Annotated in this window: 24 protein-coding genes, 1 tRNA gene and 1 other RNA gene; 23 read left to right on the top strand and 3 right to left on the bottom strand. The window is 67.4% G+C overall.

What is annotated here, in order from left to right:
* Window positions 1-68: 68 nt before the first annotated feature.
* Window positions 69-1,298: a methyltransferase, FxLD system gene (gene fxlM, locus JYK17_RS34395; RefSeq protein WP_108015691.1), complete on the top strand. Its 1,230-nt coding sequence runs from the start codon at window positions 69-71 to the stop codon at window positions 1,296-1,298.
* A gap of 143 nt (window positions 1,299-1,441) precedes the next feature.
* On the opposite strand, the gene JYK17_RS34400 is transcribed toward fxlM, so the two are convergent.
* Entirely contained in the window at window positions 1,442-1,960 is a 519-nt protein-coding gene (locus tag JYK17_RS34400) for a hypothetical protein (RefSeq protein ID WP_128802334.1), read from the bottom strand.
* A 664-nt stretch (window positions 1,961-2,624) separates the two neighbouring features.
* On the opposite strand from JYK17_RS34400, the gene JYK17_RS41325 reads away from it, so the two are divergent.
* The 4 genes from JYK17_RS41325 to JYK17_RS34420 all read left to right on the top strand — a co-directional run bounded on the left by JYK17_RS41325 (window position 2,625) and on the right by JYK17_RS34420 (window position 7,399).
* Window positions 2,625-3,632, top strand: coding sequence for an AAA family ATPase (locus JYK17_RS41325; RefSeq protein ID WP_372465360.1), 1,008 nt, complete (start codon window positions 2,625-2,627; stop codon window positions 3,630-3,632).
* Window positions 3,633-4,478: 846 nt separating this feature from the next.
* Window positions 4,479-5,873 (top strand): S8 family peptidase, encoded by a 1,395-nt coding sequence (locus JYK17_RS34410; protein ID WP_222811922.1) that lies wholly within the window; start codon window positions 4,479-4,481, stop codon window positions 5,871-5,873.
* A gap of 174 nt (window positions 5,874-6,047) precedes the next feature.
* Window positions 6,048-6,500: a GntR family transcriptional regulator gene (locus JYK17_RS34415; RefSeq protein ID WP_222811923.1), complete on the top strand. Its 453-nt coding sequence runs from the start codon at window positions 6,048-6,050 to the stop codon at window positions 6,498-6,500.
* Window positions 6,497-7,399, top strand: coding sequence for a phosphotransferase enzyme family protein (locus JYK17_RS34420; protein WP_222811924.1), 903 nt, complete (start codon window positions 6,497-6,499; stop codon window positions 7,397-7,399). The genes JYK17_RS34415 and JYK17_RS34420 overlap by 4 nt, the downstream gene beginning before the upstream one ends.
* On the opposite strand, the gene JYK17_RS34425 is transcribed toward JYK17_RS34420, so the two are convergent.
* Window positions 7,396-8,778 (bottom strand): NsdA family TPR-like regulatory protein, encoded by a 1,383-nt coding sequence (locus JYK17_RS34425; RefSeq protein ID WP_222811925.1) that lies wholly within the window; start codon window positions 8,776-8,778, stop codon window positions 7,396-7,398. The genes JYK17_RS34420 and JYK17_RS34425 overlap by 4 nt on opposite strands.
* Before the next feature lie 630 nt (window positions 8,779-9,408).
* Between JYK17_RS34425 and JYK17_RS34430 the strand changes: the two genes are divergently transcribed.
* The 16 genes from JYK17_RS34430 to JYK17_RS34505 all read left to right on the top strand — a co-directional run bounded on the left by JYK17_RS34430 (window position 9,409) and on the right by JYK17_RS34505 (window position 22,077).
* Entirely contained in the window at window positions 9,409-10,221 is an 813-nt protein-coding gene (locus JYK17_RS34430; protein WP_222811926.1) for a DUF4097 family beta strand repeat-containing protein, read from the top strand.
* Window positions 10,222-10,324: 103 nt separating this feature from the next.
* Window positions 10,325-10,615, top strand: coding sequence for a hypothetical protein (locus tag JYK17_RS34435; RefSeq protein WP_222811940.1), 291 nt, complete (start codon window positions 10,325-10,327; stop codon window positions 10,613-10,615).
* Window positions 10,612-11,277 carry a GGDEF domain-containing protein gene (locus JYK17_RS34440; RefSeq protein ID WP_372465359.1) on the top strand — a complete coding sequence of 222 codons (666 nt, stop codon included), beginning with the start codon at window positions 10,612-10,614 and terminating at the stop codon, window positions 11,275-11,277. Before JYK17_RS34435 ends, JYK17_RS34440 begins: the two co-directional genes overlap by 4 nt.
* Complete coding sequence (locus JYK17_RS34445; protein WP_222811927.1) at window positions 11,277-12,407, top strand: conjugal transfer protein; 1,131 nt, start codon at window positions 11,277-11,279, stop codon at window positions 12,405-12,407. The genes JYK17_RS34440 and JYK17_RS34445 overlap by 1 nt, the downstream gene beginning before the upstream one ends.
* Window positions 12,404-12,787, top strand: coding sequence for an RRQRL motif-containing zinc-binding protein (locus tag JYK17_RS34450; RefSeq protein ID WP_222811928.1), 384 nt, complete (start codon window positions 12,404-12,406; stop codon window positions 12,785-12,787). The genes JYK17_RS34445 and JYK17_RS34450 overlap by 4 nt, the downstream gene beginning before the upstream one ends.
* 137 nt (window positions 12,788-12,924) lie before the next feature.
* Window positions 12,925-15,120 (top strand): cell division protein FtsK, encoded by a 2,196-nt coding sequence (locus tag JYK17_RS34455; protein WP_222811929.1) that lies wholly within the window; start codon window positions 12,925-12,927, stop codon window positions 15,118-15,120.
* A gap of 141 nt (window positions 15,121-15,261) precedes the next feature.
* The gene (locus tag JYK17_RS34460) at window positions 15,262-15,519 is read left to right on the top strand and encodes a hypothetical protein (protein ID WP_222811930.1); all 258 of its coding nucleotides are present in this window, start codon (window positions 15,262-15,264) and stop codon (window positions 15,517-15,519) included.
* 25 nt (window positions 15,520-15,544) lie between these two features.
* Entirely contained in the window at window positions 15,545-15,814 is a 270-nt protein-coding gene (locus tag JYK17_RS34465; RefSeq protein ID WP_222811931.1) for a hypothetical protein, read from the top strand.
* Window positions 15,811-16,005, top strand: coding sequence for a hypothetical protein (locus tag JYK17_RS34470; protein WP_222811932.1), 195 nt, complete (start codon window positions 15,811-15,813; stop codon window positions 16,003-16,005). Before JYK17_RS34465 ends, JYK17_RS34470 begins: the two co-directional genes overlap by 4 nt.
* Before the next feature lie 13 nt (window positions 16,006-16,018).
* Window positions 16,019-16,486 (top strand): hypothetical protein, encoded by a 468-nt coding sequence (locus JYK17_RS34475; RefSeq protein ID WP_222811933.1) that lies wholly within the window; start codon window positions 16,019-16,021, stop codon window positions 16,484-16,486.
* A gap of 11 nt (window positions 16,487-16,497) precedes the next feature.
* Window positions 16,498-17,292 (top strand): deazapurine DNA modification protein DpdA family protein, encoded by a 795-nt coding sequence (locus tag JYK17_RS34480; RefSeq protein ID WP_222811934.1) that lies wholly within the window; start codon window positions 16,498-16,500, stop codon window positions 17,290-17,292.
* Between the two features lie 89 nt (window positions 17,293-17,381).
* The gene (locus JYK17_RS34485; protein WP_222811935.1) at window positions 17,382-18,299 is read left to right on the top strand and encodes a bifunctional DNA primase/polymerase; all 918 of its coding nucleotides are present in this window, start codon (window positions 17,382-17,384) and stop codon (window positions 18,297-18,299) included.
* Complete coding sequence (locus JYK17_RS34490; RefSeq protein WP_234548032.1) at window positions 18,296-18,619, top strand: hypothetical protein; 324 nt, start codon at window positions 18,296-18,298, stop codon at window positions 18,617-18,619. Before JYK17_RS34485 ends, JYK17_RS34490 begins: the two co-directional genes overlap by 4 nt.
* Before the next feature lie 11 nt (window positions 18,620-18,630).
* Window positions 18,631-20,178, top strand: coding sequence for a YfjI family protein (locus tag JYK17_RS34495; protein ID WP_222811942.1), 1,548 nt, complete (start codon window positions 18,631-18,633; stop codon window positions 20,176-20,178).
* A 302-nt stretch (window positions 20,179-20,480) separates the two neighbouring features.
* Window positions 20,481-20,708 carry an excisionase family DNA-binding protein gene (locus tag JYK17_RS34500; RefSeq protein WP_222811936.1) on the top strand — a complete coding sequence of 76 codons (228 nt, stop codon included), beginning with the start codon at window positions 20,481-20,483 and terminating at the stop codon, window positions 20,706-20,708.
* Window positions 20,709-20,793: 85 nt separating this feature from the next.
* Complete coding sequence (locus tag JYK17_RS34505) at window positions 20,794-22,077, top strand: tyrosine-type recombinase/integrase (RefSeq protein WP_222811937.1); 1,284 nt, start codon at window positions 20,794-20,796, stop codon at window positions 22,075-22,077.
* A 62-nt stretch (window positions 22,078-22,139) separates the two neighbouring features.
* On the opposite strand, the gene JYK17_RS34510 is transcribed toward JYK17_RS34505, so the two are convergent.
* Window positions 22,140-22,227 (bottom strand) — tRNA-Ser (locus JYK17_RS34510).
* A 73-nt stretch (window positions 22,228-22,300) separates the two neighbouring features.
* Between JYK17_RS34510 and ffs the strand changes: the two genes are divergently transcribed.
* An RNA gene (gene ffs / locus JYK17_RS34515) (signal recognition particle sRNA small type) lies at window positions 22,301-22,395 on the top strand.
* A gap of 60 nt (window positions 22,396-22,455) precedes the next feature.
* The coding region (locus JYK17_RS34520) for a DNA polymerase III subunit gamma and tau (protein ID WP_222811938.1) at window positions 22,456-23,959 on the top strand (1,504 nt) is incomplete at its 3' end.

Here is a 23,959-nt window from a genome sequence, read left to right on the forward strand (position 1 = left end):
GCACCGCAACAAATACGTACGATCTGCCCCTGCCGCCCGCGCGGCCGGGCACCTTCCGGAAGGACGCGATGAACACCACCACTGGCGCCTCCCCCGAGCACCTGCGCAACCGCCTGGTCGACGCCATTCTGAAAGAGGACCTCTCCGGCCTTCGCGACGCACGCGTCGAAGGCATCATGCGGAGCGTCCCCCGCCACGCCTTCCTCCCCGAAGCACCCATCGAGGAGGCGTACGCCAACAAGAGCGTGACGATCAAGGAGAACCCCGACGAGGACGCGCTCCCGCTGAGCTGTGCCTCCCAGCCCGATGTCGTGCACTTCATGCTGGTCCAGCTCGCCGTCCGCGAAGGCGACAACGTCTTCGAGATCGGGGCCGGCACGGGCTACAACGCCGCCCTGCTCAAGCACCTCACCGGGGAGTCCGGCCAGGTCACCACCTGCGACATCGACGCCGACGTGACCGCTTACGCCCGCCGGACGCTGGATGCGAACGGATACGAAGACGTTCGCGTGGTCACGCGGGACGGTGCCCTCGGCGCCCCGGAGTTCAGCCCGTACGACCGAATGATCGCCACGGTTGGCATGTGGGACCTCCCCGGCGCCTGGTGGGACCAACTCGCCGTCGGCGGACGCCTCGTGGCCCCGCTGCGATGGCGCGGACTTTCCAGGGCTGTGGCCTTCCAACGCGAGGAAGGGCGGATGCGGTCCGACTCCGTCAAGATGTGCGGCTTCCTCCCGGTGATCGGCCAGGACGGAGAGCGGAACGGCTACATCGACGACGACCGGCTCGTCAGGCTCTACTGGGACGAGGACCAGTCCATTGCCTTGGACCTCCTGCGCGACGCGCTCACCCAGCCGAAGGCGGTCGCTTGGACCGATGTGACGGTCGGCCCCGTCGAGTCGTTCGACGGCGTCTGGCTACGGCTGAGCGCCACGGAGCGAGCGACCTGCCGCATCACCGCGAAGCCCGCAGCAATGGAGGCCAGCCTCCACCGCCCCGCCTCACCAGCCCTGAGCCCCGCCCTCGTTGAGGGGGACTCCATCGCATACCTCACTCTGGAGCGGACCGCCGAAGACTCTGAGACAAAACCCCGTTTCCGGCTGGGAGCCGTCGGCTACGGTCCCGCCGGCGCCGATCTCGCCGAGCGGATCTGCGCGCAGATCCGCGCTTGGAGCCCGGCCCGGACCGCGGAACCCGTGGTCACGGCCTACCCCGTGGACACATCGGACAGCGACCTCGCCGACGGAGCCGTGATCGACCGGCCCTCCGTGCGGCTCGTCATCGCCTACCGATCCTGACGCCGGTGGGCGTGACTGTTGGCAGGCGCGGCCGTGCTCACCGAAACGAAAACAGCGCCGCGTCGGAGCACGGTGGTCGGCTCTGGGCGAGGTTCGTACTGGGGCGTCGCGCTCGCGACCTGTGGGTGGAGAAGGGTACGTGTTCAGCTGATCCCGGGCGGCTCCTCCTGCCCCGGTCTTCCACGTCCGACCGTCAGGGACCAGCGCACGGCCGAGGGTGCCTCCACGGAGACGACTCCGCTGTGGTCCACGCCCGCGACCTTCACCTGGTTGTAGGTGGTGCTGGTTTCGGTGGCGAGGCATTTCTGCGTGAAGGAGACGTGTACCGACTGCACCGCGACGTTCATGGTGCCCTTCCCCCGGCAGCGCACCGCGACGATGAGTGCGTCGCCCTTCCTTCCCTTGCTGAACTCGATGCCGGCGTTCCCGGTGGTGGCCTTCTGGCGGCCGGCGAGGGTCTCGTCGGGGTCCAGTTCCGGCGGCTGCTGGGCGGGGGGTGGGGTGCTGCGGGGGGTGGTGGTGGCGTCGGCCGAGTTCGAGCGGGCGGTGCTGGTGGAGGGCGCGGGGTGCCGGGCGGCGGTGTGGGCCGGCGTGCAGGCGGCGGCCGGGAAGAGTGCTGTGGTGCACGTGATGCTCAGCACCGTGAGGGTTCGGCGGGACATGTCACTTCTCCCAGATGTCCCGGCCGACGCGGTGCGGCGAGCCGAGACCGAATTCGAGCCGGCCAACGTCGAAGGGCCCCACCGCAGGCGGTGGGGCCCTTCGACATCGTGCCCGGTGAGGCACTGGCGGAGGATACGAGATTCGAACTCGTGAGGGGTTGCCCCCAACACGCTTTCCAACTATCCGCAGGGCCGTACAGCGGCGTCCGTAGGCGTTCACAGGCCAGTTCAAACGGGGTGTGCGTGCGTTGGTGAACGGTGGCGGCCGCCGACGCACTGGACAAGAAACAGGACAACGAGGCGCAAGGCGCTCCCACCCAGCCGGGCCCGTTCGAAACTTGGGGCCCTCGCTGCTCACAGCCGCTGAGCGCCATGGCTGGCTATGACGTATCTCGAATCAGCCGCATCCCGCACAAGCAGGTCAAGCCGGGGCACGCGGCCACTGTCAGTGCCGTCCGACAGACTGGTTGTAGAGACGCCAGGTGGACTAGTCAGCCGCAGATCGCTGTGGTTTAGGCCACCAGGCTATAGGCTGTTCTCCATGGTAGAGAGGACATTGGTGAGCCCTATGGGCGAAACTGAAACATACGAGCGAGATCTAGTCCACCTGGCGAGGGTTGCGATGGCCGGGCGAGCACAAGACGTGCAAACCCTGGTCCAGCGCATGGCCCGTCGCTACCAACGATCAAATGAATCCCTTGCTGGCTCGCTTCGAGAGCTGCTGCGTTCAGCCCCAACTGCACAGACGCCCTTGCGTGGATTTGGTAACACCGCCTCCCTCCCCCTGGACAGCGATAGCCGCCTGCCCCTGATCAGGGCGGAGCAGCTCGGACCGGCAGTTCGTCCAGTCTTGGCTCCGCCCGTGAGAGCGGCCGTGGAGCAACTCCGTGACGAGCATCGGAGCGCAGACCGACTCGCACGACAAGGTCTAACACCTAGTCGTACCGGGCTGTTCACTGGACCTCCCGGTGTTGGCAAGACACTCGCTGCCCGATGGCTTGCGGACGAACTGAAGCTACCGCTGCTCGTTCTAGATCTTTCCTCCGTAATGAGCAGCTACCTCGGCCGAACTGGGGGAAATATTCGCAAGGTGCTTGATTACGCGAAATCAAGCCCATCGGTCCTGCTACTGGACGAACTTGACACAGTAGCTAAACGGCGCGATGACATGGCCGAAGTGGGAGAACTGAAGAGGCTTGTTACGGTCCTCCTCCAGGAAATTGATGACTGGCCTTCTGGGTCATTGCTACTGGCTGCTACGAATCATGCCGATCTTTTGGATCCGGCAGTGTGGCGGCGATTCGATCTGGTAGTCCAATTCCCCTTGCCCGGGCCAGTCGAGCTAGAGGAAGCGCTTCTCCACTATTGCGGAAACGAGGCACCGAGAAATATTGCATTCCTAGCGAGGATTCTTCACGGTGCCTCGTTCGCTGATGCGGAGCGTTTCGTTATGACGGCTCGCAGGAAAGCGGCCCTCGGTGGCGATCATACGTTCGATGTCTTGCTGAGCATGGGACAGGAACGTTTGGCGCAAATGAACCATGTCGAACGCCTTCAGGTGGCACTGGATCTAGTGCAAGATGGGAGCCTCTCGCAGAGGAGGGCTAGCGAGTTGACGGGAGTCAGTCGCGACACGATTCGACGCAAGCAGCGCACGGACCAAGAGCAGTAGGGCTAGGGGGACACTATGGCTGGGGAGCGCAACTTCTTACTCGGACACGGCGAACGTCTCGTCGAGAGAGTGACACCATCGACGGGTGGAACAACGCCCGTACTCCCATACACGGCAGAGGAGGCCCGACAGCGGCTTCTTCCTCAACTCCAGACCGCAGTGGAGACATTCGATTCCTTGCCAGACGAGGCTTGCCCCTCAGGGAAGACGGTAGGCCTAGTCACACTGCATCCCCAGTGGATTGCCAAGTCCTACCATCCCGCTGACTTCCTTCGGGATAACGGGCTTTCGTACATTGGCTCCCGGGGCGCAAAGGTCACGCCAGAAAAGTGGACGCGTCAAGGCGAACCTGTCGAGTTGGATACAACGGAGCTATTTGTATCCGGGCAGCGAGAATCATTTTCGCAGCTTGCGGAGCGACTAGAGTCTTCTAGCGCATTCCCTGAGGGATCGGCATTGCAGAGAGTCGAGGCATTCCGAGCCCCGATCGCTTCGGATAAGCAGCGCGGGGTTATGTCATTGCCTCCCGCCTCATCCATTTTCGAGGTGGGTCTTCATATCCCGAGCGTGGACCGTGATGCCATCGTTAGATCATTCCAGCGATGGGCACGTGCATGTGGCGCCTCGGCCGACCTCGCTAGGAGCATCCCGGTATCTGGGCTGATTTTTATGCCCGTCGCCGTCCAGCCGGATGAACTGGACGAGCTCAGCAGGTTCTCTTTCCTCCGGGTCATTCGACCGATGCCGAAGCTTCGCACGCTGCATCCAGTTGAGCGCAGCCTCTCCGTAGGTGACCTGCCTCCGATTGAGGTGCCAGAAGAGCCCGTAGTCGACAGTTCTATCCGCATGGCCATCTTCGACGGCGGACTACCGTCAAACGGCCCCATGAGCCCGTGGGCCCAGTCCCTCGATGTGCCTGGGGTCGGCGCAGCCGTGGAAGAGTGCGTTGATCACGGCCATATGGTGACGTCAGCCGCCCTCTTCGGCTGCCTGACTCCGGGAGAGGTCGCACCGCGACCTTTCAACAGCGTGGACCACTATCGGATCCTCGACGACGTAGAGGAGGACTCCTACGCTCTCTACACAGCACTAAATCGCATCCGCGATGTGTTGGAAGAGAAGAACTACGACTTCGTGAACCTCAGTCTCGGCCCGGAGCTCCCTATCGAGGATGATGAGGTACACCCGTGGACAGCGGTACTGGACGAATACCTCTCCCATGGACAGACCTTCATGACCGTAGCAGCCGGAAATAACGGCAACGACGACTGGGCCTCAGGAAATGCCCGTGTCCAGGTGCCATCCGACTGTGTGAACGCCCTCGCTGTTGGATCCGCCAATAGCAAACTGAAAAACTGGGATCGTGCTGGTTACAGTGCAATTGGCCCAGGACGCTCGCCAGGCCTGGTGAAGCCAGACGTGCTGAGTTTCGGAGGCACTCAGTACGAGCCCTTTATCTTCCTTCCGGGCAATGGGACAGATTCCCCATTGTCGGCGATGGGGACGAGCTTCGCAGCCCCGGCCACCCTCAGGATGGCCGCAGGCATTCGAGCGCACTTCGGCGGACACATTAAACCCCTCGGTCTTCGGGCTCTGCTCGTACATTGTGCCGAGCGCGGTATCATGCCTGTAGAAGAGGCTGGTTGGGGACGGGTTCCTGACCAGATCGACGCCTTCGTAATCTGCCCTGCTAACTCGGTTCGCGTTTTGTATCAGGGGGCAATCGAGCCAGGCCAGACGATGCGAATGCCAATTCCTCTGCCCGAGGATGTAAAGACGGGAAACGTCGAAATTAGCGCGACCTATTGCATCAACTCACCGACTGACTCGCGTAGCCCAAGTACATACACGGCCAGTGCCATCGAACCTGTTTTCCGTCCACATGCGGAAAGATTCAGTAGCGAAGACAGTGTGCACCCGAAGACCGATTCATTCTTCAGGTCGAGTGACTTCCTCCCAGAGAATGATCTGCGAAAGGGGGCACACAAGTGGGAGACCACCAAACACAGGACCCTCACCAAGAGGGCCTCATCTTTGCTCCGGCCGGTATTCGACGTGAAATACCATTCCAGGATTGAGCAGCTCGTCGGCGTCGCAACTGAGAAGGTAGAGTACGCGCTTGTGATCACTCTCACCTCATCCCGAGATGCGGACATCTATAACAAGGTTGTCCGTACTTATAGCGGGCGATTGGAAATCTTGCAGCCGCAGGTAGAAATTCCAATCACTGTGCAGCCGTAGCCTCCCCACTGAATGCATGCTCCCAACGGCGAGAGCCGCTCACCTTGAGTGGCTCTCGCCGCGGTCCATCGTGCAGCTCGCGGCAGATGCCCAACTCATCGGTCAGTTGGGTGGGAAGCTGGACACTGTGAGGCGCAACATGGACGCCAGCGAGATCGAGGAAGGGGAGGACACGTGCCGCAGGGCAGTCCGCGAGGTACGTACCTGGAGGTCTCGGAAGCCCTCCGCGAGAAGATCAGGAAAGGCGAGATCACTGAAGCGCTGCCATCTCAGTCCGCACTCGTGAGCGAGTACCGCGTGAGCCGCAGCACCATCGAGCGGGCGCTTGCCGCACTCAAGGGTGAGGGCGCCATCGAGTCGGTACAGGGTGCTGGGTGGTTCGTTGCAGGGACCGGCGACCGCCGGCCGTTGGTCGAGAAGGTGACCGACCTGTTGAGGGCCGATGGGGTCAACGTCGGTGACAGCTTCCCCACCGAGAAGGAACTGTGTGAGCGGTTCGGAGCCTCGCGGACGGCCGTCCGCTCCGCCATCGCGCAGATGGAGGGTCAAGGGCTCATCGGCAAGGGCGGCACGCGAGGTCGGCAAGTACGTGCGTTGCCGGCCGGTCGGGGGACGCAGACGGCATGACGATGACCGAACGAACTGAGTTCGACGCTGACGGCGCGGGCGCCATCCTGCGCAAGGCGTGCGAGGTTGCGCACGTGGAACCGGACGGCATCGAGATGCTGCGGTTCGGGGACCATGCAGTGTTCCGCATAGACGGCGGCCGTATCGTCTCCCGGGTTGGCCGCAGTCCTGACAGGCTTCCCTCCGTACGGAGGGAAGTGGCCGTGGCGGAATGGCTCGCCTCCGAGGGATACCCAGCGGCGCGACTCGTAACGGCGGCCGAACAGCCGGTCGTCGTTCAGGGCCACCCGGTGACGTTCTGGGAGGGGCTCTCCAACGGCGACACGTACGCGAGTACGGGGGAAATGGGTGCACTGCTGCGCTGGCTCCACAATATGGAGTCGCCGCCTTTTTCGCTCCCGCCTCTCCAGCCTTTTGACAAGGTCGCACAGCGCTTGAATCATGCCGCCATCCCGGACGCAACGCGCAGGTTTCTCCGAACCATGGCCGACGATTTGGCGGCTGACTACGGCCGTCTCCAGTTCGCGCTTCCGGCGGGTCATCTGCACGGTGACTTCAATGTCGGCAACGTCCTGCGTGACGCAGTCGGCCGTCCGAAGGTCATTGACTTGGACGGGTTCGTCACGGGCCCCCGAGAGTGGGACCTCATGCAGACTGCCATGTACTACGACAGCTTCGGTTGGCACACAGAATCCGAGTACGCCGATTTCGTTGCAGGGTACGGTTTCGACGTGCGGGAATGGTCCGGATATACCATTCTCCGGCGCATCCGCGAACTGCTGATGGTTACGTGGCTCTCGCAGAATGCCGGTACCAATCCGCGTGCAGCCGAGGAAGTCGAGAAGCGGGTAGCGACTCTCCGCTCAGGAGGATCACGCCGAGACTGGGCACCTTTCTAGGGCGTCAAGGCGCATTGCTGCCACAGGCGGAAGATGCGCGCTTCTTCCACGAAAGTGCGGAATTCCACAGCGCCTCGCATTGTTGAGCCAACGCGTTCGCGAAATTCTCGAACGTACTGAACGCAGCGTGCTGACTTCAGTCCCTCGCCGATTTTTAGTGCAGTCTTGGCAATTTCGCAGCCGCGCCCGACTTCACCTTGGTTGATAAAAGCCTCGGCCTGCACCATCGTGGCGAAGAAATCGCTTCGATTGTTCAGACCGTCGCCGAATATTGACCCCGCGCCTCGTTCCGCCGCCTCTGCGGATCGACCCAAATCGCGGAAACAATGGCCGATCTCTGCTGCAAGTTCTATTTCATCGAAATACGCGATGTATGGCGGATCGCTGTCCGGGGTCCGCTGACTGAGTTTGCGCTCTGCCTCGACCAAAGCGAGGTCGCACCCTCGTTCGTCGCCGAGACGGGCCAGGGCTCGCGCCTCCATGGCGCGGAACTGCGCGGACATCGTGGGACCTAGCACGCCGGCCGGTCCTGTATAGGCCGCACGAGCAAGAGTGGCCGCGTCCTGATAGCGCCCGAGGAACGTGGCCTGGTGGCTCATTGCGGAAAGGATGCTGCCGCCAAGGAGCCGGTCGCCTGCTGCTTGCGTCATGCGCAGTGCCTGGATGAAGTACCGCTGACCGATGCCGTGAAGGCCGCTGTCGTACGACATCCACCCGGCTAGCAAGAGCGCTTCCGCCACGGCCGAGTGGAGCTGTTTGCCCACGGAGTCGGAGTACTTCCCGTCCAGCATCGGGCGGACGTCGGTGTGCAGGTACTGGATCAGTGCGCGTCGGGCGTGACCACCGCCGAACTTGCCATCGAGCATGCTGAATGCGTCAGCGGTGGAGCGGATCATTTCCACGTCCACCGTGCCGATCGCACGGCTGCCCGCGCGCGTCAGCTCCCCGTCGGACGGAGCGACGATCCAGCGTAGGGAAGCCGTGTTCCAGGCGGCTGAATCCGGCTGTGCTCTGACCAGTACCTCAGCCTCGGCAAGGTCGGCACGCCAGAGGTCTGTGATGGTCTTGGCTGTTGTCTCGTATCTGTCTGCGAATTCAAGTCCGAGGTCAGGCTGTACGGAGGACACAGCTGCGTCACTCATGCCGACGTCGTCCAGGGTGAGCCGGCGCCCCACCTTCTGCCCGACGGCATCCGCGATGAACTGCGGCATGTTGCCGCGCGGGATTGCCCCCTTGAGCCATCGCGAGACGTACGTGTGATCGCAGGTGATGTCTTCACCTGACCGAGCGGCAGCGGCGACCACCGCGCGAGCAAGGGACTTGTGCGAGAAGTCGCCTTCCTGCATGAGCGCGGCCAGTCTGGCGTTCCGGTCTGCCATAGGACCCCCAGAGTGCGGCCGTAGTACCAGCTTGACTCATCGTCACTCTACGCAGGTCAGACCCGGGGTGCAGGGGGTTCGCACCTAGGAGTGCACGAGTGCACCCCCAAGTACTCGCTCCCGAATTGGGCCCCGGATGGCGACAGTTGAACTCACCACCGCACAGGACAGGCCGGCGGTTCCGAGTCGAAAGCCACGGGTTGACGGCGCGGGATCCTTCTGCCAACGTGAGTGGTAGGTAATACACACCACGCTTCACGGTGTGTGGCACCGAAGCACGACCAATGGGGGCCACGTCCACCGGACGCGGTCTCAAGGGGCCCGGGACAGAGCGGGCCGAGGGCGCACCCGACCCTGGTCATTCGGGAGGGCTTAGACCGAAAGGTCACGTCTCCATACGCCTACAACGGGGTCATGCCGAGCTACCTGATACGGGCGCGGCACCCCCGAAGGAGACATCTTCACCGCCCCGGCATCACGCCGTGAGGGCGCCCGATCGGATCGGGCCCGGGGCACTTGGCCTGCCGCTTCGTGCGGCATTGGCCTGCTTACCGAGCGCGGCGGCTCCCGGACAAGGACATCCCGTCGCGCTCGGTCTTCCTTTCCCGACGCAGTCAGGAGCAGTAGCCCATGACCGAGCGCATCATCCCCGTGGACGTCGTTGGCCCGATCGCCCTGGATCTGGCGATGAGCACCGGCTGTATCCGCGTCGTTGTCGACCCGGCGCTGAAGCAGGCGCGCATGATGCTTGCGACGGAGGCGACCTCCGGCCCGTCCGCCGACGCGATCCGCGACACCACCGTCAGCCTCACCGGCCAGAACCTCCGGGTCCGCGTCCCCGACGTGGCTGGCGGGATCGGCGGGAGCTCCACGATCCGGGTGGGTGGCAACACCATGACGTTCTCCGGTGGCAACGGCGTGCAGATCGTGAACGGCAACGTCCACATCACCGGGCACGGCGGCGGCAAGGTGTTCGTCAACGGCCGCGAGGTCACTGCGAGTGGCCCGGCTGGGGACGCTCTCACCCCGATCACCGCCACGATCCACCTGCCCGCCAAGTCGGTGGCCGCGATCAGCACCAACAGCGCGAACACCGTCGTCACCGGCGCGCTGGCGCGGCTGGAGTACGACGGCACCTCCGGGACGCTGACCGCTGAGCAGGTCGGCGACCTGGAAGCCGTCGTCACTTCCGGCAGCGTCATCGTCGGCGAGGTCAGCGGCCCGCTGGACCTCAACCTCTCGTCCGGCAACGCCAACATCGGCGCCTACAGCGGCCCTTGCGCCCGGCTGAACCTCACCTCCGGCAACGTCCGCATGGCCGCCACCGCGCAGGCCAGCGGCCGCCTCACGGTCAACGCCACCTCGGGGAGCGCGCGCATCACCGGCGCCGCTCACCTGAGCGTCCGCCGCCGGGTGACCAGCGGCCACGTGCAGATCAGCTAGCACCGCCTGACCCCCGTTCTTCGCGGGGCGGTCGCTCCCGGACAGGACAACCGACCGCCCCGCGCCCTTCCCGACGCTTTCAAGGAGAGACCCCACCATGCGTATGCGCACCTACGTCGCCGGCCAAGAGGCGTACGGCGACATCGAGTTCGCGGAACTGGCGCTCGGCATCGACGTCGACCTGTTCCGCGGCCCGCTGGAGTTCGAGACGGACGACGACCGTGCCGCCCGCGAGGACGCGGCCCGTGACGTCCTCGCCGACCTGGTCGCGGAGGCGGCGGCCGGTGACGAGATCGCCGGTTGGGACGCTCTGTACGCCGACGCGCTGACCCGCACCGTGCCGTTCCTGCGCTCGGTTCGCGGCCACCTGCCGGGGGCGGGGGAAGCGGCGTGAGTGAGCTGATGTTCGCCGCCGCTGCCGGTCTGCCGCTGGCGGCCGGGTGGTCGGTTCACGCGCTGCGGCTCGCACGCCGGATCGAGGCCGCTCGCCGCGACCCGCTGACCGGCTTGTGGACGCGGGATGCGTTTGAGGCCAATGCCGTAAAGAGCCTGTCGAAGGGACAGCAGCGCGCCGTTTTCGTGCTGGACCTGAACTGGTTCAAGGAGATCAACGACACCCACGGTCACGCGGCCGGTGATGCGGTGATCCGCGCGACCGGCATGCGGCTGGGGGCGTGGGCGGCCGGGCACCACGGGGTGGCCGGACGGCTGGGCGGGGATGAGTTTGCCGCCGTGGTCGACGTGTGCGGCAAGTCCGACACCGTCACCGGCAACGTGAGCGCCAAGGTGCTGGAACTGATCGGCAGCCTTGAGCGGCCGGTGGTATTCGAGGGCCGGGACATCGACGTGTTCGTCTCGATCGGGGGCGCCCGCTACTGGCGTGGTGTCGCCGACCTGTCCGCGTTGCTGCGGCAGGCGGATGAGCACATGTACCGGGCCAAGCGCGAGGGCGGGGGAGCCAGCATCGCCCCGCGCTCCGAGACGACTCCCGCACTGCCCACCGTCCACGGCCGCCGCTACGGCCGGCCGGGCACCACCGGCAAGGAGGTGGCGTGATGAACGCCCGCAAGCCGCTGACGAACACTCAGATCGGTGTCCTGAGTGCCGCGTTCGTGCCCATGCTCGCCACCGGCGTGATCGGCGGTATCGGCACCTACAGCAACATCGGGCACGCCTACGGCAAGGGCACCGCGCTCGGGGCGCTCGCCGCCGGTGAGGGCGCCACTGCCGTGCTCGCCCTGGTCCTGCTGGGCTTGACCATGCTGGGCCAGTCCTCGCCGCGCATCGTGCGGATGGGGCTGTGGGCGCTCCCGGCAGCCGCCGCCGTCATGGGCGCCATGGCCGCACCTGACGCCGGCCGGACCATCATCTACGCCCTGACCCCGATGGGCATGTCCGTCTCTGCTGAGGGCATGGCGTTCCTCGCCCGGCGGATCGTCGTGCACACCGACGGCCGTGACGCGGAAAACGAGCGGCGCACCGCCGACCTCGTACAGGCCCTCGCCTACCACCGCGCCCGCGCCGCTCAGCACCCGAGCGGTCGGGTTCAGTGGTGGTCGGAGCGCAAGTCTTGGCGCCTGGCCCGCAAGGTTGGGATCGGGGATGCGGCGCTGGGATCGAGACTGCTCGATGTCCAGCGCGAGCGGATCACCGCCGGGGCGGATGCCGCACTCGGCTCGATGTTTGGCGGCACCACCCCCGCCCTCGCCCCGACTCCCGACACGGACGCGCATGCGGAGGAATCTCCCAAGGCCATGAGGAATCGGTCTACGGCTGATCTGCGGGAATCGACCCCGGCTCCGGTGGTGACACTGGCCCGAATCTCGGTCCCCGATCCGGTCGCGGTCGACCTGGGCAAGTCGATTCTCCCGCTCAAGCCGCTCGCCCCCGCCCCGGTCCCGATCGCCCCGCCCTCGCTTCCGGCGCCGGTGGTGCGGTCGGTCCCGGCGGCATCGAGTCGACCCCGTCGGGCGACCGGCCGGGTGCCTCAGGTGGCGCGGCCGGTACGGCGCAAGCGCACGGCGGGTCAGTTGTTGGCTGAGGCCCGCAGGGTCACCGCCGGGTGGCCGGACAGCCGGATCACTGCGGAGGGCATCCGCCGCGAGGTCCACACCTCGCCGGCCAACGCCCGGATGCTGCGGGACACGCTGCTGTCTGAGCGTGCCGCCGTGGCCACCGGCCCGTGAAGCGGCTGACGCTGGCCGACTGCTTCGACCCGGACGGCGAGCGCTTCGGCATTCCCACCTACCCGTGGCGCTACGCCCCCGATGACATGGCCACCCGCCGCCAACTCCGCATCCGTGGACTGCGGCCCGGCGGTCAGGGCATCGCAGCGCAGATGCTGAGGCCGCGTCGCCGTCGGGAACCGCTGACCGCGTACCTGTACCGCATCGACCTCGCTCGCCCGGTGCGTCCGATGACGCCGGGCCGGTGGCGTGCGCACGAAGCGATGATGCGCGCCCGCCGCCGTTGCCCCGAGTGCGGCACGGATGCCGGATACGTCATCCCGCCCACGCTCGGAACCTGCGTGACCTGCGCCTTTCCCGAGGAACAGCGCGCCGCCTGAAACACACAAGGCACACAGTCTGTGTGCCCTTCCTCGCCCTGTCTGGGCTGACTCTCTTCTCACGGGCCCGGCCGCCCACCTCCTACAGCGTCGGCCGGGCCCGCTATCCCTCACACCCGGAAGTGGAAGGAACCTCAGTGAAGCACCCCGACGACGACAACGAACTCTTCAACCGGCTGGAAGCCGAGATGGCCACCGCCGGCACTGCCCCTGGGGAGGGGGCGGACGTGGTCGACCTCGACAAGGCCCGCGCCGCGCGCGAGTCGACCCCGACCGTTGACCCCGAGTCGGGCGACCCGACCGCCCGCCGGTTGGTCGACGATCCGACCGTGAAGGCGGCCGGTCCGGGCTACCTCGGTCGACTGGCCGCGGCCAAGCGCCGGGACGTGGTCCCTCTGTGGCTGCGCTCGGTTGCGGAACTCAAGACCGCCACGGCGTGGGTGGCCCGGCACTACGCTCACACGGCCGGGTACCACGCACTGCGCTCCCCGGTGTATGCCGCCCGGTTCACCATGCAGGCGCCCACCGGTCTGGCGCGGTTCGTGGGCGGCACCATGCGGTGGATGGCCGACCGCGAGGGCGAACCGGTCCGCCTCGCTGCGGTCCGTCGCGAGGACGCTGCCGAGTACCTGAAGCTGTCCCGGCAGCGGGACGGCCGGGTCCGGCTGCGGACCCTGGTCACGGTGTTGGGCCTGTTCATCGGCCTGGGGCTTGCTCTGGCGATTTACGTCATGGCGCCCGACTGGTTGCAGGCGCTGTCGGTCGGTGCCCTGGTGCTGGCGCTGGGCATGAACGGACGTAAGGCCGATCAGCCGGTCATTCACCGGGCGGTTGAGGTGCCCAAGGCGTCCAAGCTCACCTCAGACATTGTCCTGCGGGCGCTGGGGGCGATCGGCATTCCCGCGATCAATCAGGCGCAGGCCAAGGGGCGGGACGGGTTCGAGTTCACCGCCCCGATCACCCGCGACGGCCCCGGCTGGCGCGCGGAGGGCAACCTGCCCTTCGGCGTGACCGTCACCGACGTCATCGAGAAGCGCGAGCGCCTCGCATCCGGTCTGCGCCGGCCGCTGGGCTGCGTGTGGCCGGAAGCCGAGTCGGAGGAACACCCCGGCCACCTGGTGCTGTGGGTGGGGGACCAGACCCTCAAGGCCGCGCCCAAGCCCGCATGGCCGCTGCTCAAGTCGGGCACGGTGGACCTGTTCAAGGCCATCCCGTACGGCACTGACCAGCGTGGACGCTGGGTTGAGGTCACGCTCATGTTCATCGCCGGCGTCATCGGCGCGATCCCCCGCATGGGCAAAACCTTCCTCCTGCGTCTGCTCATGCTGATCGCCGCGCTGGATCCGCGGGCGGAGTTGCACACCTACGACATGAAGGGCACCGGCGACCTCGACACGGTCGGCGAGGCGGTCTCCCACCGGCACGGCGTCGGCGAGGAAATCGAGACGATCCTGTACGTGCTGAACGACTTCCGCGCCCTGCGGGAGGAGTTGCGACGCCGTACCAAGGTGATCCGCTCGCTGCCCCGGGACATCTGCCCCGAGTCCAAGGTGACCAGCCAGCTTGCGGACAAGCGGTCACTGGGGTTGCACCCGATCGTGATCGGGGTGGATGAGTGCCAGGTGCTGTTCGAGCATGCCGAGCACGGCAAGGAGTTCGAGGAGATCGCCACCGACCTGGTCAAGCGCGGCCCGGCCACCGGGATCGTGCTGCTGCTGGCCACCCAGCGCCCGGACGCCAAGTCGCTGCCCACCGGCATCTCCGCGAATGCCAGCACCCGGTTCTGCCTGAAGGTCATGGGCCAGACCGAGAACGACATGGTCCTCGGTACGTCGTCCTACAAGCGCGGGGTGCGGGCGACCATGTTCGCCTGGGGGGATAAGGGCCTGCACTACTTCGTGGGTGAGGGCTCGGACGCCCGGATCGTCTCCAGCACGTTCCTGGACGCGCCGATGGCCGAACGCGTCGCCGCCCGCGCCCGCACCGTGCGCGAGAAGGCCGGACTCCTGTCCGGCTACGCCCTCGGGGAGGCACCCGAGGCGGTCACCGGCCCGGCATACGACCTGCTCGCCGACGTGGTCGCGGTGGTGCCGGAGGCGGAGGAGCGGGTGTGGAACGAGCGGATCGCCGCACGCCTCGCCGAACTCCGCCCCGACGTCTACGGCGGGTGGAAGGGCGAGAACGTCACCTCCGCGCTCAAGCCGCACGGCATCAAGACCCGCGACGTGGCCGGCACGACGGAGGACGGCGCCCGCACCACCCGGCGCGGCATCGTCCGCGCTGACGTCCTCAAGACGATTGCGGAGCGTAACGAAAAGCCGGGCGCCGCATAGCCCCGGCACGGTGCTACCGGTAGCAGGTGTGCCTGCTACCGGTAGCACCCTCGCTAGCACCCCAAACCGCACCCCATCTGCGATCTAGCGGATAGCACCCCACCTGCGGAAACCCCCGAAAACCCGCCCGGAGGGCACCTGATGACCCCCATCCTCGCTGCTATCGCCTGCCTGCTCATAGTCACGCTCGGTTACGCCGGGCTGTGTGCGGCCTCGCCGTTCGGCGACTGCCGCCGCTGCCGTGGCATGGGCCACGCGATGAAGACCGACGGCAAGGGACGGCTCAAGCGCGGCAAGGACTGCCGCCGCTGCCACGCGACCGGCAAGCGCATCCGCGTCGGCCGCTGGCTCTACAACCGCTGGGCCCGCATCTACCGCTCCGGCACCAACACCCCCTGACCGCCCGCCTGAAGGAGCCCCCGCCATGCGCAAAGCCTTCGCATCCGCCACGGCGGTCATCGCCGCCGTCCTCGCCCTGACCGCGTGCAGCCCCGACTACGCCCCCGGCCCGGCTGGAACCGTCAGCGACCGCAGCGCCGCCTACGTCAAGTCCGGCGGCTGGCGCTACCGGCTCACCGTCACCACCACCAACGGCCGACGCCACGACTTCCGGGTCACCCGCGACGACTACCGGCACTGCTTCCACGGCTCCGCCTACCCCACCTGCACCCACCGCCAGGAAGGCAACCCGTGATCTTCGACATCTCCGCCGTTCTGCTGTTCGGCGCCGCGTCCGCCCTCGCCGTCAAGACCAAGTCCGCCGGCGGCGGCGCCGCGATCGTCCTGTTCCTGTTCGGGTTCTTCACCGCCGGGACTGGCGCATACGACCCCATCGTCAGCGTCGTCAAGGCGACCGCCGACGCCCTGTCCGCCCTCGGTAAGTGAAGGAGGCACTCCCGTGAACAAACCGACCGCGTACGGCCGTCCGTCCGGGTATGAGGTGGCGGCCGTGGAGGTCCACCACCCCATCCCAATCACCCCCGCGCATACCGCCCCGCTCATCCCGGTACAACCGGGCGCGATCCCGTCCGTGGCGAGCGTCGTTCTGCCGGACGGCCGCGTCGTCACCGGCTACGCCATAAGCCCCGCACAGCCCGAACCGGTCGTCGCCAAGCCAGCCGTCTCGCGCGCGGCGGTGAACGTCGCCCTCGGGGGCGTCGGGTTCCTCGCCGTGTGCGGCGGACTGCTTCTGCTGACCACGTTCATTACCGCGCTGACGGCGCTGATCACGCAGCTCATCACCCTCGCCGCCGTCTGCTTCGGCGGGTTCGTGGCCGTGCAGATCTTCAAGCCCCACGGCCAGACAGGCGGGAACGTCTTCAACATCCGCAAAGCCGTGATCAAGCGGAACAAGTTCTACGGCTGAGGGGGCCTGGCTTGCGTTTCTACCTGACCACTCACAAACGTCACTGGGTCCGGCTGACCAGCGTGCCGCTGTTCCTGAAGTCCGAGCACTTCGTCAACGCGGTCAAGCTGGATGAGGCGCGTGGCCCGTACGCGGTGGACTCCGGCGGATTCTCGGAGCTCCAGCGCCACGGCCGCTGGACGCGCACCCCACGCCAGTACATCGAGGATCTGCTCCGCATCTGGGAATGCGTGGGCCCCTACGACTGGGCCGCACCGCAGGACTGGATGTGCGAGGACCTCATCATTCACGGCGGCACGGCCGGACCGAACGTCTTTGCCGGCACTCACCTCAGCGTGCCGGAGCACATCCGCCGCACCGTCGCCAACTTCCTCGAACTGCGCTCCCTCGCCCCTGAACTGCGAATCGCCCCGGTGCTTCAGGGCCGGACGGTCGCGGACTACGAGTGGTGTGCGGATCTCTACGAGCGGGCCGGAGTGGACCTGACCCGTGAACCCACAGTCGGGCTCGGCTCGGTTTGCCGCTTGCAGTCCACCCGCGAGGGTGCGGCAATCGTGTCCGCGATGGCAGCGAGGGAGCTGAAGCTGCACGGCTTCGGCTTCAAGATTCTCGGGTTGGAACGGGTCGGTCATCTGCTCGCGTCGGCTGATTCCGCAGCGTGGAGCTACCACGCGCGCCGACGGCCCCCACTCCCCGGTCACACGCACAAGAACTGTGCCAACTGCATTGATTACGCGATGCGTTGGCGTACGCGCGTTCTGGCCAGCATGCCGCCGTGGGAACAGCCCTTCCTCGACGCGGCTTAGCTTCGCCCGAGGGCGGCGGCTCCCGGACAAGGACAACACGCCGCCCTCGGTCTCCCATCCCGACGAAACAGAATCAGGAGACCTCCAGCATGACAGCTGACGGCACGACCCGGCGCCCCGCCGGCGGGAATCACCCGGACGGGAGCCTTCTGTACACCGCCCTCGCCCTCGCGGCGGCCGGCGTCCCGGTCCTGCCCCTGCGGGCGGGCAAGGTCCCGTTCGGCAACTGCCGGATCTGCAAGGACAACGCCTGCGGCGGACGCCCCCACATGAAGGCGGCCGGTCCCTGCCGGTGCCCCGCGCCGTGCCACGCGTGGGCCGCCGCCACCACCGACCCGCACGTTCTCACCTCGCCCGCGTGGGCGGCCGTGTGGCGTGAGGCGGTGGCGATCGCTTATCACCCCGGTGGGGCCGGGCTGACGGTCGTGGACCTCGATAACGCAGCGGCCGTCGACTGGGCCCGCGGCGCACTGCCCCCGACCCGGATCGTGCCGACCACTCGCGGCGAGCACTGGCTTTACCTGGGTGCCATGCCGTCGGCGAACGCGGTCCGGCCGGGTGTGGACGTCAAGTCGCTCGCACAGTACGCCCGTTGGCTCGGTCCCGGGGCCGGCTGCATGGTGCCTCTGACGGCGACCGTGCGCACCCTGGTCGTGAAGGAAGACACCACCCCCGCCCCGCGCGGGGTGGCTTCTTCTCTCCCCGCCCGCGCCCCGTGGTCGCGAGAGGTAGCCACCGGGTGCCGCCACACCGACGGCTACGTCCGCACCGGACTGGAACGCGGCCTCGCCCTCGTACGCTCGCGCACCGAATCCGGCGCCGGATCACAGGCGTTTGGAGTCGCCCGGTTCCTCGCCGCACAGCACACCGCGTGCCCGGGACCGTGCGGCCTCGCCGCGATCGGCGAGGAGATCGTGACCGCCGCCGTCTCCGTGGGCGTCCCCGAGGCGTACGCGCGCCGCGCCGTCACCAACGGCCTTGAGACGGCTGTGGAGCGCGCGGCATGAACAAAGCATCCCGAAACCCTACGAACGGCCCCCAGGGCGCCGTACAGGGCGCGCTACGGCCGGCCGGGGGCGAACCGAAGGGTGCCGCCCGCAAGGGCGTCCTTTCTGCCGTTCGTTCTCACCCGCACACGGTCACCGTCATCGGCATCACCCCGGGGCTTCACATCCAGTTGGAGGGCATCCCCGTCGCGGACTGGCTCTGCGCCTGCGGGCACCACGTCCGCGCCCGGGGCCGCGCCGCCGTCGCCCGGCTGACCGCCCGCGTGAGCGTCGGCGACTGCCCTCACGCCACCACCGCCGAAGGGAGGACGGCCTCATGACTCCACAGCCTGTGGACAGCCCCGACCTATGGGCCGGACTGCCCACCCTGGAAGACCCGCCTGGCGAGGACGACACAGCACCGGAGGTGTGGGAGGACCCCATTCCCCTCACCGGCCGCCGCGAGCGCCCGCCGTTCCCCGCGCACGTCCTCCCCGCGTGGCTGGGGGAGTTCGTGACCGCCGTAGCTGAGGAGACGCAGACCCCGGTGGACCTCGCCGGATCGATCGCGCTGGCCGTGCTCGCCACGGCGGCCGGCGGCCGGTCCGTGGTCCACGTACGCGGCAACTGGCGCGAGCCCACCAACCTCTACACCGTGGTCGCGCTCCCGCCCGCCAACCGCAAGTCGGCCGTCTTCGCTCTGCTGACCAACCCCCTGTATGAGGCGGAGAAGCAGCTCAAGACGGCGATGAAGCCGGTGATCGTGGAAGCGGAGTTGACCGCAAGGTTGGCCAAGGAAGCGGCCGACAGGGCCGCCGCCAAGGCCGCGTCCGCCGACGGCGACAAGCGCGACGACATGGTGGCCACCGCCGTGGGCCTGGCACAGACGGCCGACACGCTCACGGTCCCGGCCGAACCGGTGCTCTTGGCGGACGACTCGACACCCGAGACGGTCACCTCACTCATGGCCGAACAGGGCGGCCGCCTGTCGGTGATGAGCGCGGAGGGCGGCATCTTCGACATCATCGCCGGACGCTACTCGGGAGCTCCCAACATGGAGGTCTTCCTCAAAGGGCATGCTGGGGACCGGTTGCGGGTCAACCGGCAGACCCGCCGCGAGTACATCGACGCACCCGCGCTGACCATCGGCCTCGCCGTGCAGCCGGACGTGCTCAAGGACATCGGGAAGGTGAAGGGGTTCGAGGGACGCGGCCTTTTGGCCCGGTTCCTGTACTCCCTGCCGGTGTCCACGGTCGGTAACCGCGAGATCATCACCGACCCTGTCCCAGAAGAGACGGCCGCCACCTACAGCGCGAAGGTCATCGACCTGACGCTGTCGTTGGCGGAGTGGACCGACCCGGCCGTCATCCAGCTCTCTCCCGAGGCGGACGCGGCCCTGATCGCCTATCAGAAGCGCATCGAACCGCAGCTCAAGGCACGCGGCGGCAAGCTGGGCCACATCTCCAACTGGGCCGGAAAGCTCGCCGGGGCAACCGCCCGCATGGCCGCGCTGCTGCACCTCGCCGACCACGGCGGAGGCGGCTACGCCCACCCCGTCACCGCCAACATCATGAACGCGGCCATCGAGCTGGGGCAGTACTACACCGCCCACGCCCTCGCCGCGTTCGACGCCATGGGAGCCGACCACACCACTGCCCGAGCTCACAGCGTCCTGGAAACGCTGCGCACCCACCGGTGGACCGAGGTCAGCAAGCGCGACCTGATGGTCAAGCTCTCCCGCTCCGAGTTCCCCACCGCCGCGGACCTGGATCCGACGCTGAACCTGTTGGAAGACCACGGCTACGTGCGAGCCCAACCCATCGTGCGGACTGGGGGACGCGGCCGGCCGCCCTCGCCGCGCTACCTGGTCCACCCCCGGCTGACCGATCGCGCCACCTGAAGCCGCCCACAGAAACCACAGAATCACAGAAATACCCGCCGGAGCCCTCTGACCTGCACAGACAGTGCGCTCACGGAGGTCGCGACACTCCGCCACAGAATCTCGCAGAGAAGCCACAGAAATACGGGCCCGCCCTGCCCCGCCGGGCCCGTCCCTTATTTCTGTGGAACCTTCGTCGATTTCTGTGGAAGCCAGCACCGCCCCACATCAGTGCAGGTCAGCGCTGCGATCCAGGGTTTCTGTGTATTTCGTGGTTTCTGTGGCGCCACCTCCCGTGAACCCTTCCCCACCGGAGTGAAGCCTTGGACGAACACGGCACCCTCGCCACCCCCAGCGACGACGACCCGACCCTCGTACTCCTCAAGGTCGAAGAGGCCGCCCGCCGACTCCGCATCGGCCGGACCACGTGCTACGCGCTGATCCGCTCCGGAGAGCTGGAGTCCGTACCCGTCGGCCGTCTCCGCCGCGTCCCCGCCGACGCCCCGGCCGCATACGTCGCCCGCCTCCGCGCAGCCCAACGCGCCGCTTGACGACGCCCGGGGCGGCAGCACTCCCGGACAGGACAACTCGCCGCCCCGGTCTCCCATCCCGACACCAAGAAACAGGAGCCTGCCTGTGGCAGAGAAAAAGAAGGGCACCCGCCGTGCCAACGGCGAATCCGCGATCTACTTCGGGGCGGACGGTCGTTGGCACGCGCGCGTGCCGATGGGCTACAAGGACAACGGGGAGCCCTACCGTCGACACTTGACGCGCAAGACGCGTGATGACCTGGTTGAAGAAGTCAAGAAGCTGGAGAAGCAGCGCGACGGGGGGTCGGCCCAACAGCCGGGCAAGGCGTGGACGGTCGAGAAGTGGCTTCAGCACTGGGTGGAGAACATCGCCAAGCCGACCGTCAGCGAGAACACGTACGACGGCTACGAGGTTGCCGTTCGCGTGCACCTCGTGCCCGGTGTCGGCAAGCACCGTCTTGACCGCTTGCAGCCTGAGCACCTGGAAAGCCTGTACCGCCGTATGCAGGCGAACGGGGAGCGCAAAGCGGGAACGGCTCACCAGGCACACCGCACTGCCCGAACCGCACTGGGGGAGGCGGTACGGCGCGGCTACGCGGCGAAGAACGCGGCCGCACTGGCGAAGCCGCCACGGATGGAAGAGGACGAATCCGAGGTTGAGCCCTACTCCGTGGAAGAGGTCCAGTGCCTGTTGCTCGAAGCCAACAAGCGCAGGAACAGTGCCCGCTGGATGCTCGCGCTCGCACTCGGGCTGCGGCAGGGCGAGACGCTCGGACTGCGCTGGTCTGACGTCGACCTGGACAACGAGTATCTGAAGCTGCGCCGGAATCGTCTGCGGCCCCGTTACGAGCACGGGTGCCCGGAAGCCTCGCCGTGCGGCCGTAAGGCGGGGTACTGCCCCGCCAAGGTGCAGGTCCGGCGTGAGACCAAGAACACCAAATCGCGCGCCGGCCGCCGCGCCGTGCCCCTGCCTGGCCCGCTAGTCGCCATGCTCCGTACACACCGAGAGACACAAGCGCGCGAGCGCAAGGCGGCCCGTGACCTGTGGACGGAGTCGGACTATGTGTTCACCAAGCCGCTCGGTGGTCCGCTGAGCCCGAACACGGACTACCACGACTGGAAACGCCTGCTGGAAGACGCGGGCGTTCGGGACGGTCGGCTGCACGACGCCAGACACACGGCCGCCACCGTGCTCATGCTGCTCGGTGTCCCGGCCCGGGTCATCGATCAGATCATGGGGTGGGAGCCGGGCACCTCCGCGAGCATGCGAGCGAGGTACCTGCACGTGCCGGACGCCATGCTCAAGGACGTTGCCCGGAAGATCGCCGAAGCCATCTGGGGAACCCCGGAGACTACCGCTGTGGACAAAAACCAGGACAACGAGGGCTGAGGACAACGTCGAAGGGCCCCACCGCAAGGTGGGGCCCTTCGACATCGTGCCCGGTGAGGCACTGGCGGAGGATACGAGATTCGAACTCGTGAGGGGTTGCCCCCAACACGCTTTCCAAGCGTGCGCCCTAGGCCTCTAGGCGAATCCTCCGCCGGAAACATTACATGACCGAGAGGAGTGCTTGCGAACTCGTTCGCACCCCCTCGGATCAGGTAGCCTGTGCGCAGCCCCTCACGCGGCGCTAACTGACTGAACTCCCCCAGGGCCGGAAGGCAGCAAGGGTAGGTCGGCTCTGGCGGGTGCGTGGGGGGCGTCTGCGTTCCCGGCTGCGGGAGCGGGCGGGGCCGGTTGTCAGTGGGCGCCTATAACCTCGTAGGCGTGTCGTCTCTCGCGCTGTACCGCCGCTATCGCCCGGAGACCTTTGCGGAGGTCATCGGGCAGGAGCATGTCACCGACCCGCTGCAGCAGGCGCTGCGGAACAACCGGGTCAATCACGCGTACCTGTTCAGCGGGCCGCGCGGGTGCGGGAAGACCACCAGCGCGCGGATTCTGGCGCGGTGCCTGAACTGCGAGAAGGGGCCGACGCCAACCCCGTGCGGCGAGTGCCAGTCCTGCCAGGACCTGGCGCGCAACGGCCCGGGTTCCATCGACGTCATCGAGATCGACGCCGCTTCGCACGGTGGTGTGGACGACGCCCGTGAGCTGCGCGAGAAGGCATTCTTCGGCCCGGCCGCCAGCCGGTACAAGATCTACATCATCGACGAGGCCCACATGGTCACGTCGGCCGGTTTCAACGCGCTGCTGAAGGTCGTCGAGGAGCCCCCGGAGCACCTCAAGTTCATCTTCGCGACCACCGAGCCCGAGAAGGTCATCGGGACGATCCGTTCGCGTACGCACCACTACCCCTTCCGGCTCGTACCCCCCGGCACCCTGCGCGACTACCTCGCCGAGGTCTGCGGACGCGAGGAGATGTCGGTCGAGGAGGGCGTGCTGCCGCTGGTGGTGCGCGCGGGCGCGGGTTCCGTGCGTGACTCCATGTCCGTCATGGACCAGCTGCTCGCGAGCGCCGGGGCGGACGGTGTGACATACGCCATGGCCACCTCCCTGCTCGGCTACACCGACGGCTCGCTCCTCGACTCCGTCGTCGAGTCCTTCGCCACCGGTGACGGCGCCGCCGCCTTCGAGGTCGTCGACCGCGTCATCGAGGGCGGCAACGACCCGCGGCGCTTCGTCGCCGACCTGCTGGAGCGGCTGCGCGACCTGGTGATCCTGGCCGCGGTCCCGGACGCCGCGGAGAAGGGGCTCATCGACGCCCCGGCCGACGTCATCGAGCGCATGCAGGCCCAGGCGGGCACCTTCGGCGCCGCCGAGCTCAGCCGCGCCGCAGACCTGGTCAACCAGGGCCTGACCGAGATGCGCGGCGCCAACTCGCCGCGCCTCCAGCTCGAGCTGATCTGCGCCCGCGTCCTGCTGCCCGCCGCCTACGGCGACGAGCGCGCCATGATGGCCCGCCTCGACCGCCTGGAGCGCGGCGTGAACTTCTCCGGGGGCGGCGCCGCTCCCGCGATGGGGTACGTGCCGGGTCCCGAGGCGCACGGTGGATCGATGACCGGCCCCGGCCTCGGCTCCGGTCCCGGCTCCGGTATCGCTTCCAATTCCGGTCCCGGTTCCGGTTTCGGTCCGGGTCCGTCCGGTGATCCGGTCCCGCCGGGTGGCGGACCCGCCGCGGCCCGGGCGGCCGTCCGCGCCTCCGGGGCCCCGGCCGGCCCCGCGAACCCCTCCGGAGCGGGTACGGCCGCACGGCCCGGTGAGACACCCGCGGCCCCCGCATCCGTACCCGGGCCGTCTTCCGTTCCGGCTCCCTCATCCGTGCCTGCCCCCG

This window comes from Streptomyces plumbidurans, assembly GCF_019857225.1.
Classification (GTDB): Bacteria; Actinomycetota; Actinomycetes; order Streptomycetales; family Streptomycetaceae; genus Streptomyces; species Streptomyces plumbidurans.

Coding starts and splice junctions, on each gene's coding strand:
- JYK17_RS34410 (WP_222811922.1), top strand. CDS start 4,479: ATGGCCATCTTCGACGGCGGACTACCGTCAAACGGCCCCATGAGCCCG.
- JYK17_RS34490 (WP_234548032.1), top strand. CDS start 18,296: ATGAACAAAGCATCCCGAAACCCTACGAACGGCCCCCAGGGCGCCGTA.
- JYK17_RS34460 (WP_222811930.1), top strand. CDS start 15,262: ATGACCCCCATCCTCGCTGCTATCGCCTGCCTGCTCATAGTCACGCTC.
- JYK17_RS34485 (WP_222811935.1), top strand. CDS start 17,382: ATGACAGCTGACGGCACGACCCGGCGCCCCGCCGGCGGGAATCACCCG.
- JYK17_RS34430 (WP_222811926.1), top strand. CDS start 9,409: ATGACCGAGCGCATCATCCCCGTGGACGTCGTTGGCCCGATCGCCCTG.
- JYK17_RS34420 (WP_222811924.1), top strand. CDS start 6,497: ATGACGATGACCGAACGAACTGAGTTCGACGCTGACGGCGCGGGCGCC.
- JYK17_RS34465 (WP_222811931.1), top strand. CDS start 15,545: ATGCGCAAAGCCTTCGCATCCGCCACGGCGGTCATCGCCGCCGTCCTC.
- JYK17_RS34425 (WP_222811925.1), bottom strand. CDS start 8,778: ATGGCAGACCGGAACGCCAGACTGGCCGCGCTCATGCAGGAAGGCGAC.
- JYK17_RS34400 (WP_128802334.1), bottom strand. CDS start 1,960: ATGTCCCGCCGAACCCTCACGGTGCTGAGCATCACGTGCACCACAGCA.
- JYK17_RS41325 (WP_372465360.1), top strand. CDS start 2,625: ATGGCCCGTCGCTACCAACGATCAAATGAATCCCTTGCTGGCTCGCTT.
- JYK17_RS34445 (WP_222811927.1), top strand. CDS start 11,277: ATGAACGCCCGCAAGCCGCTGACGAACACTCAGATCGGTGTCCTGAGT.
- fxlM (WP_108015691.1), top strand. CDS start 69: ATGAACACCACCACTGGCGCCTCCCCCGAGCACCTGCGCAACCGCCTG.
- JYK17_RS34435 (WP_222811940.1), top strand. CDS start 10,325: ATGCGCACCTACGTCGCCGGCCAAGAGGCGTACGGCGACATCGAGTTC.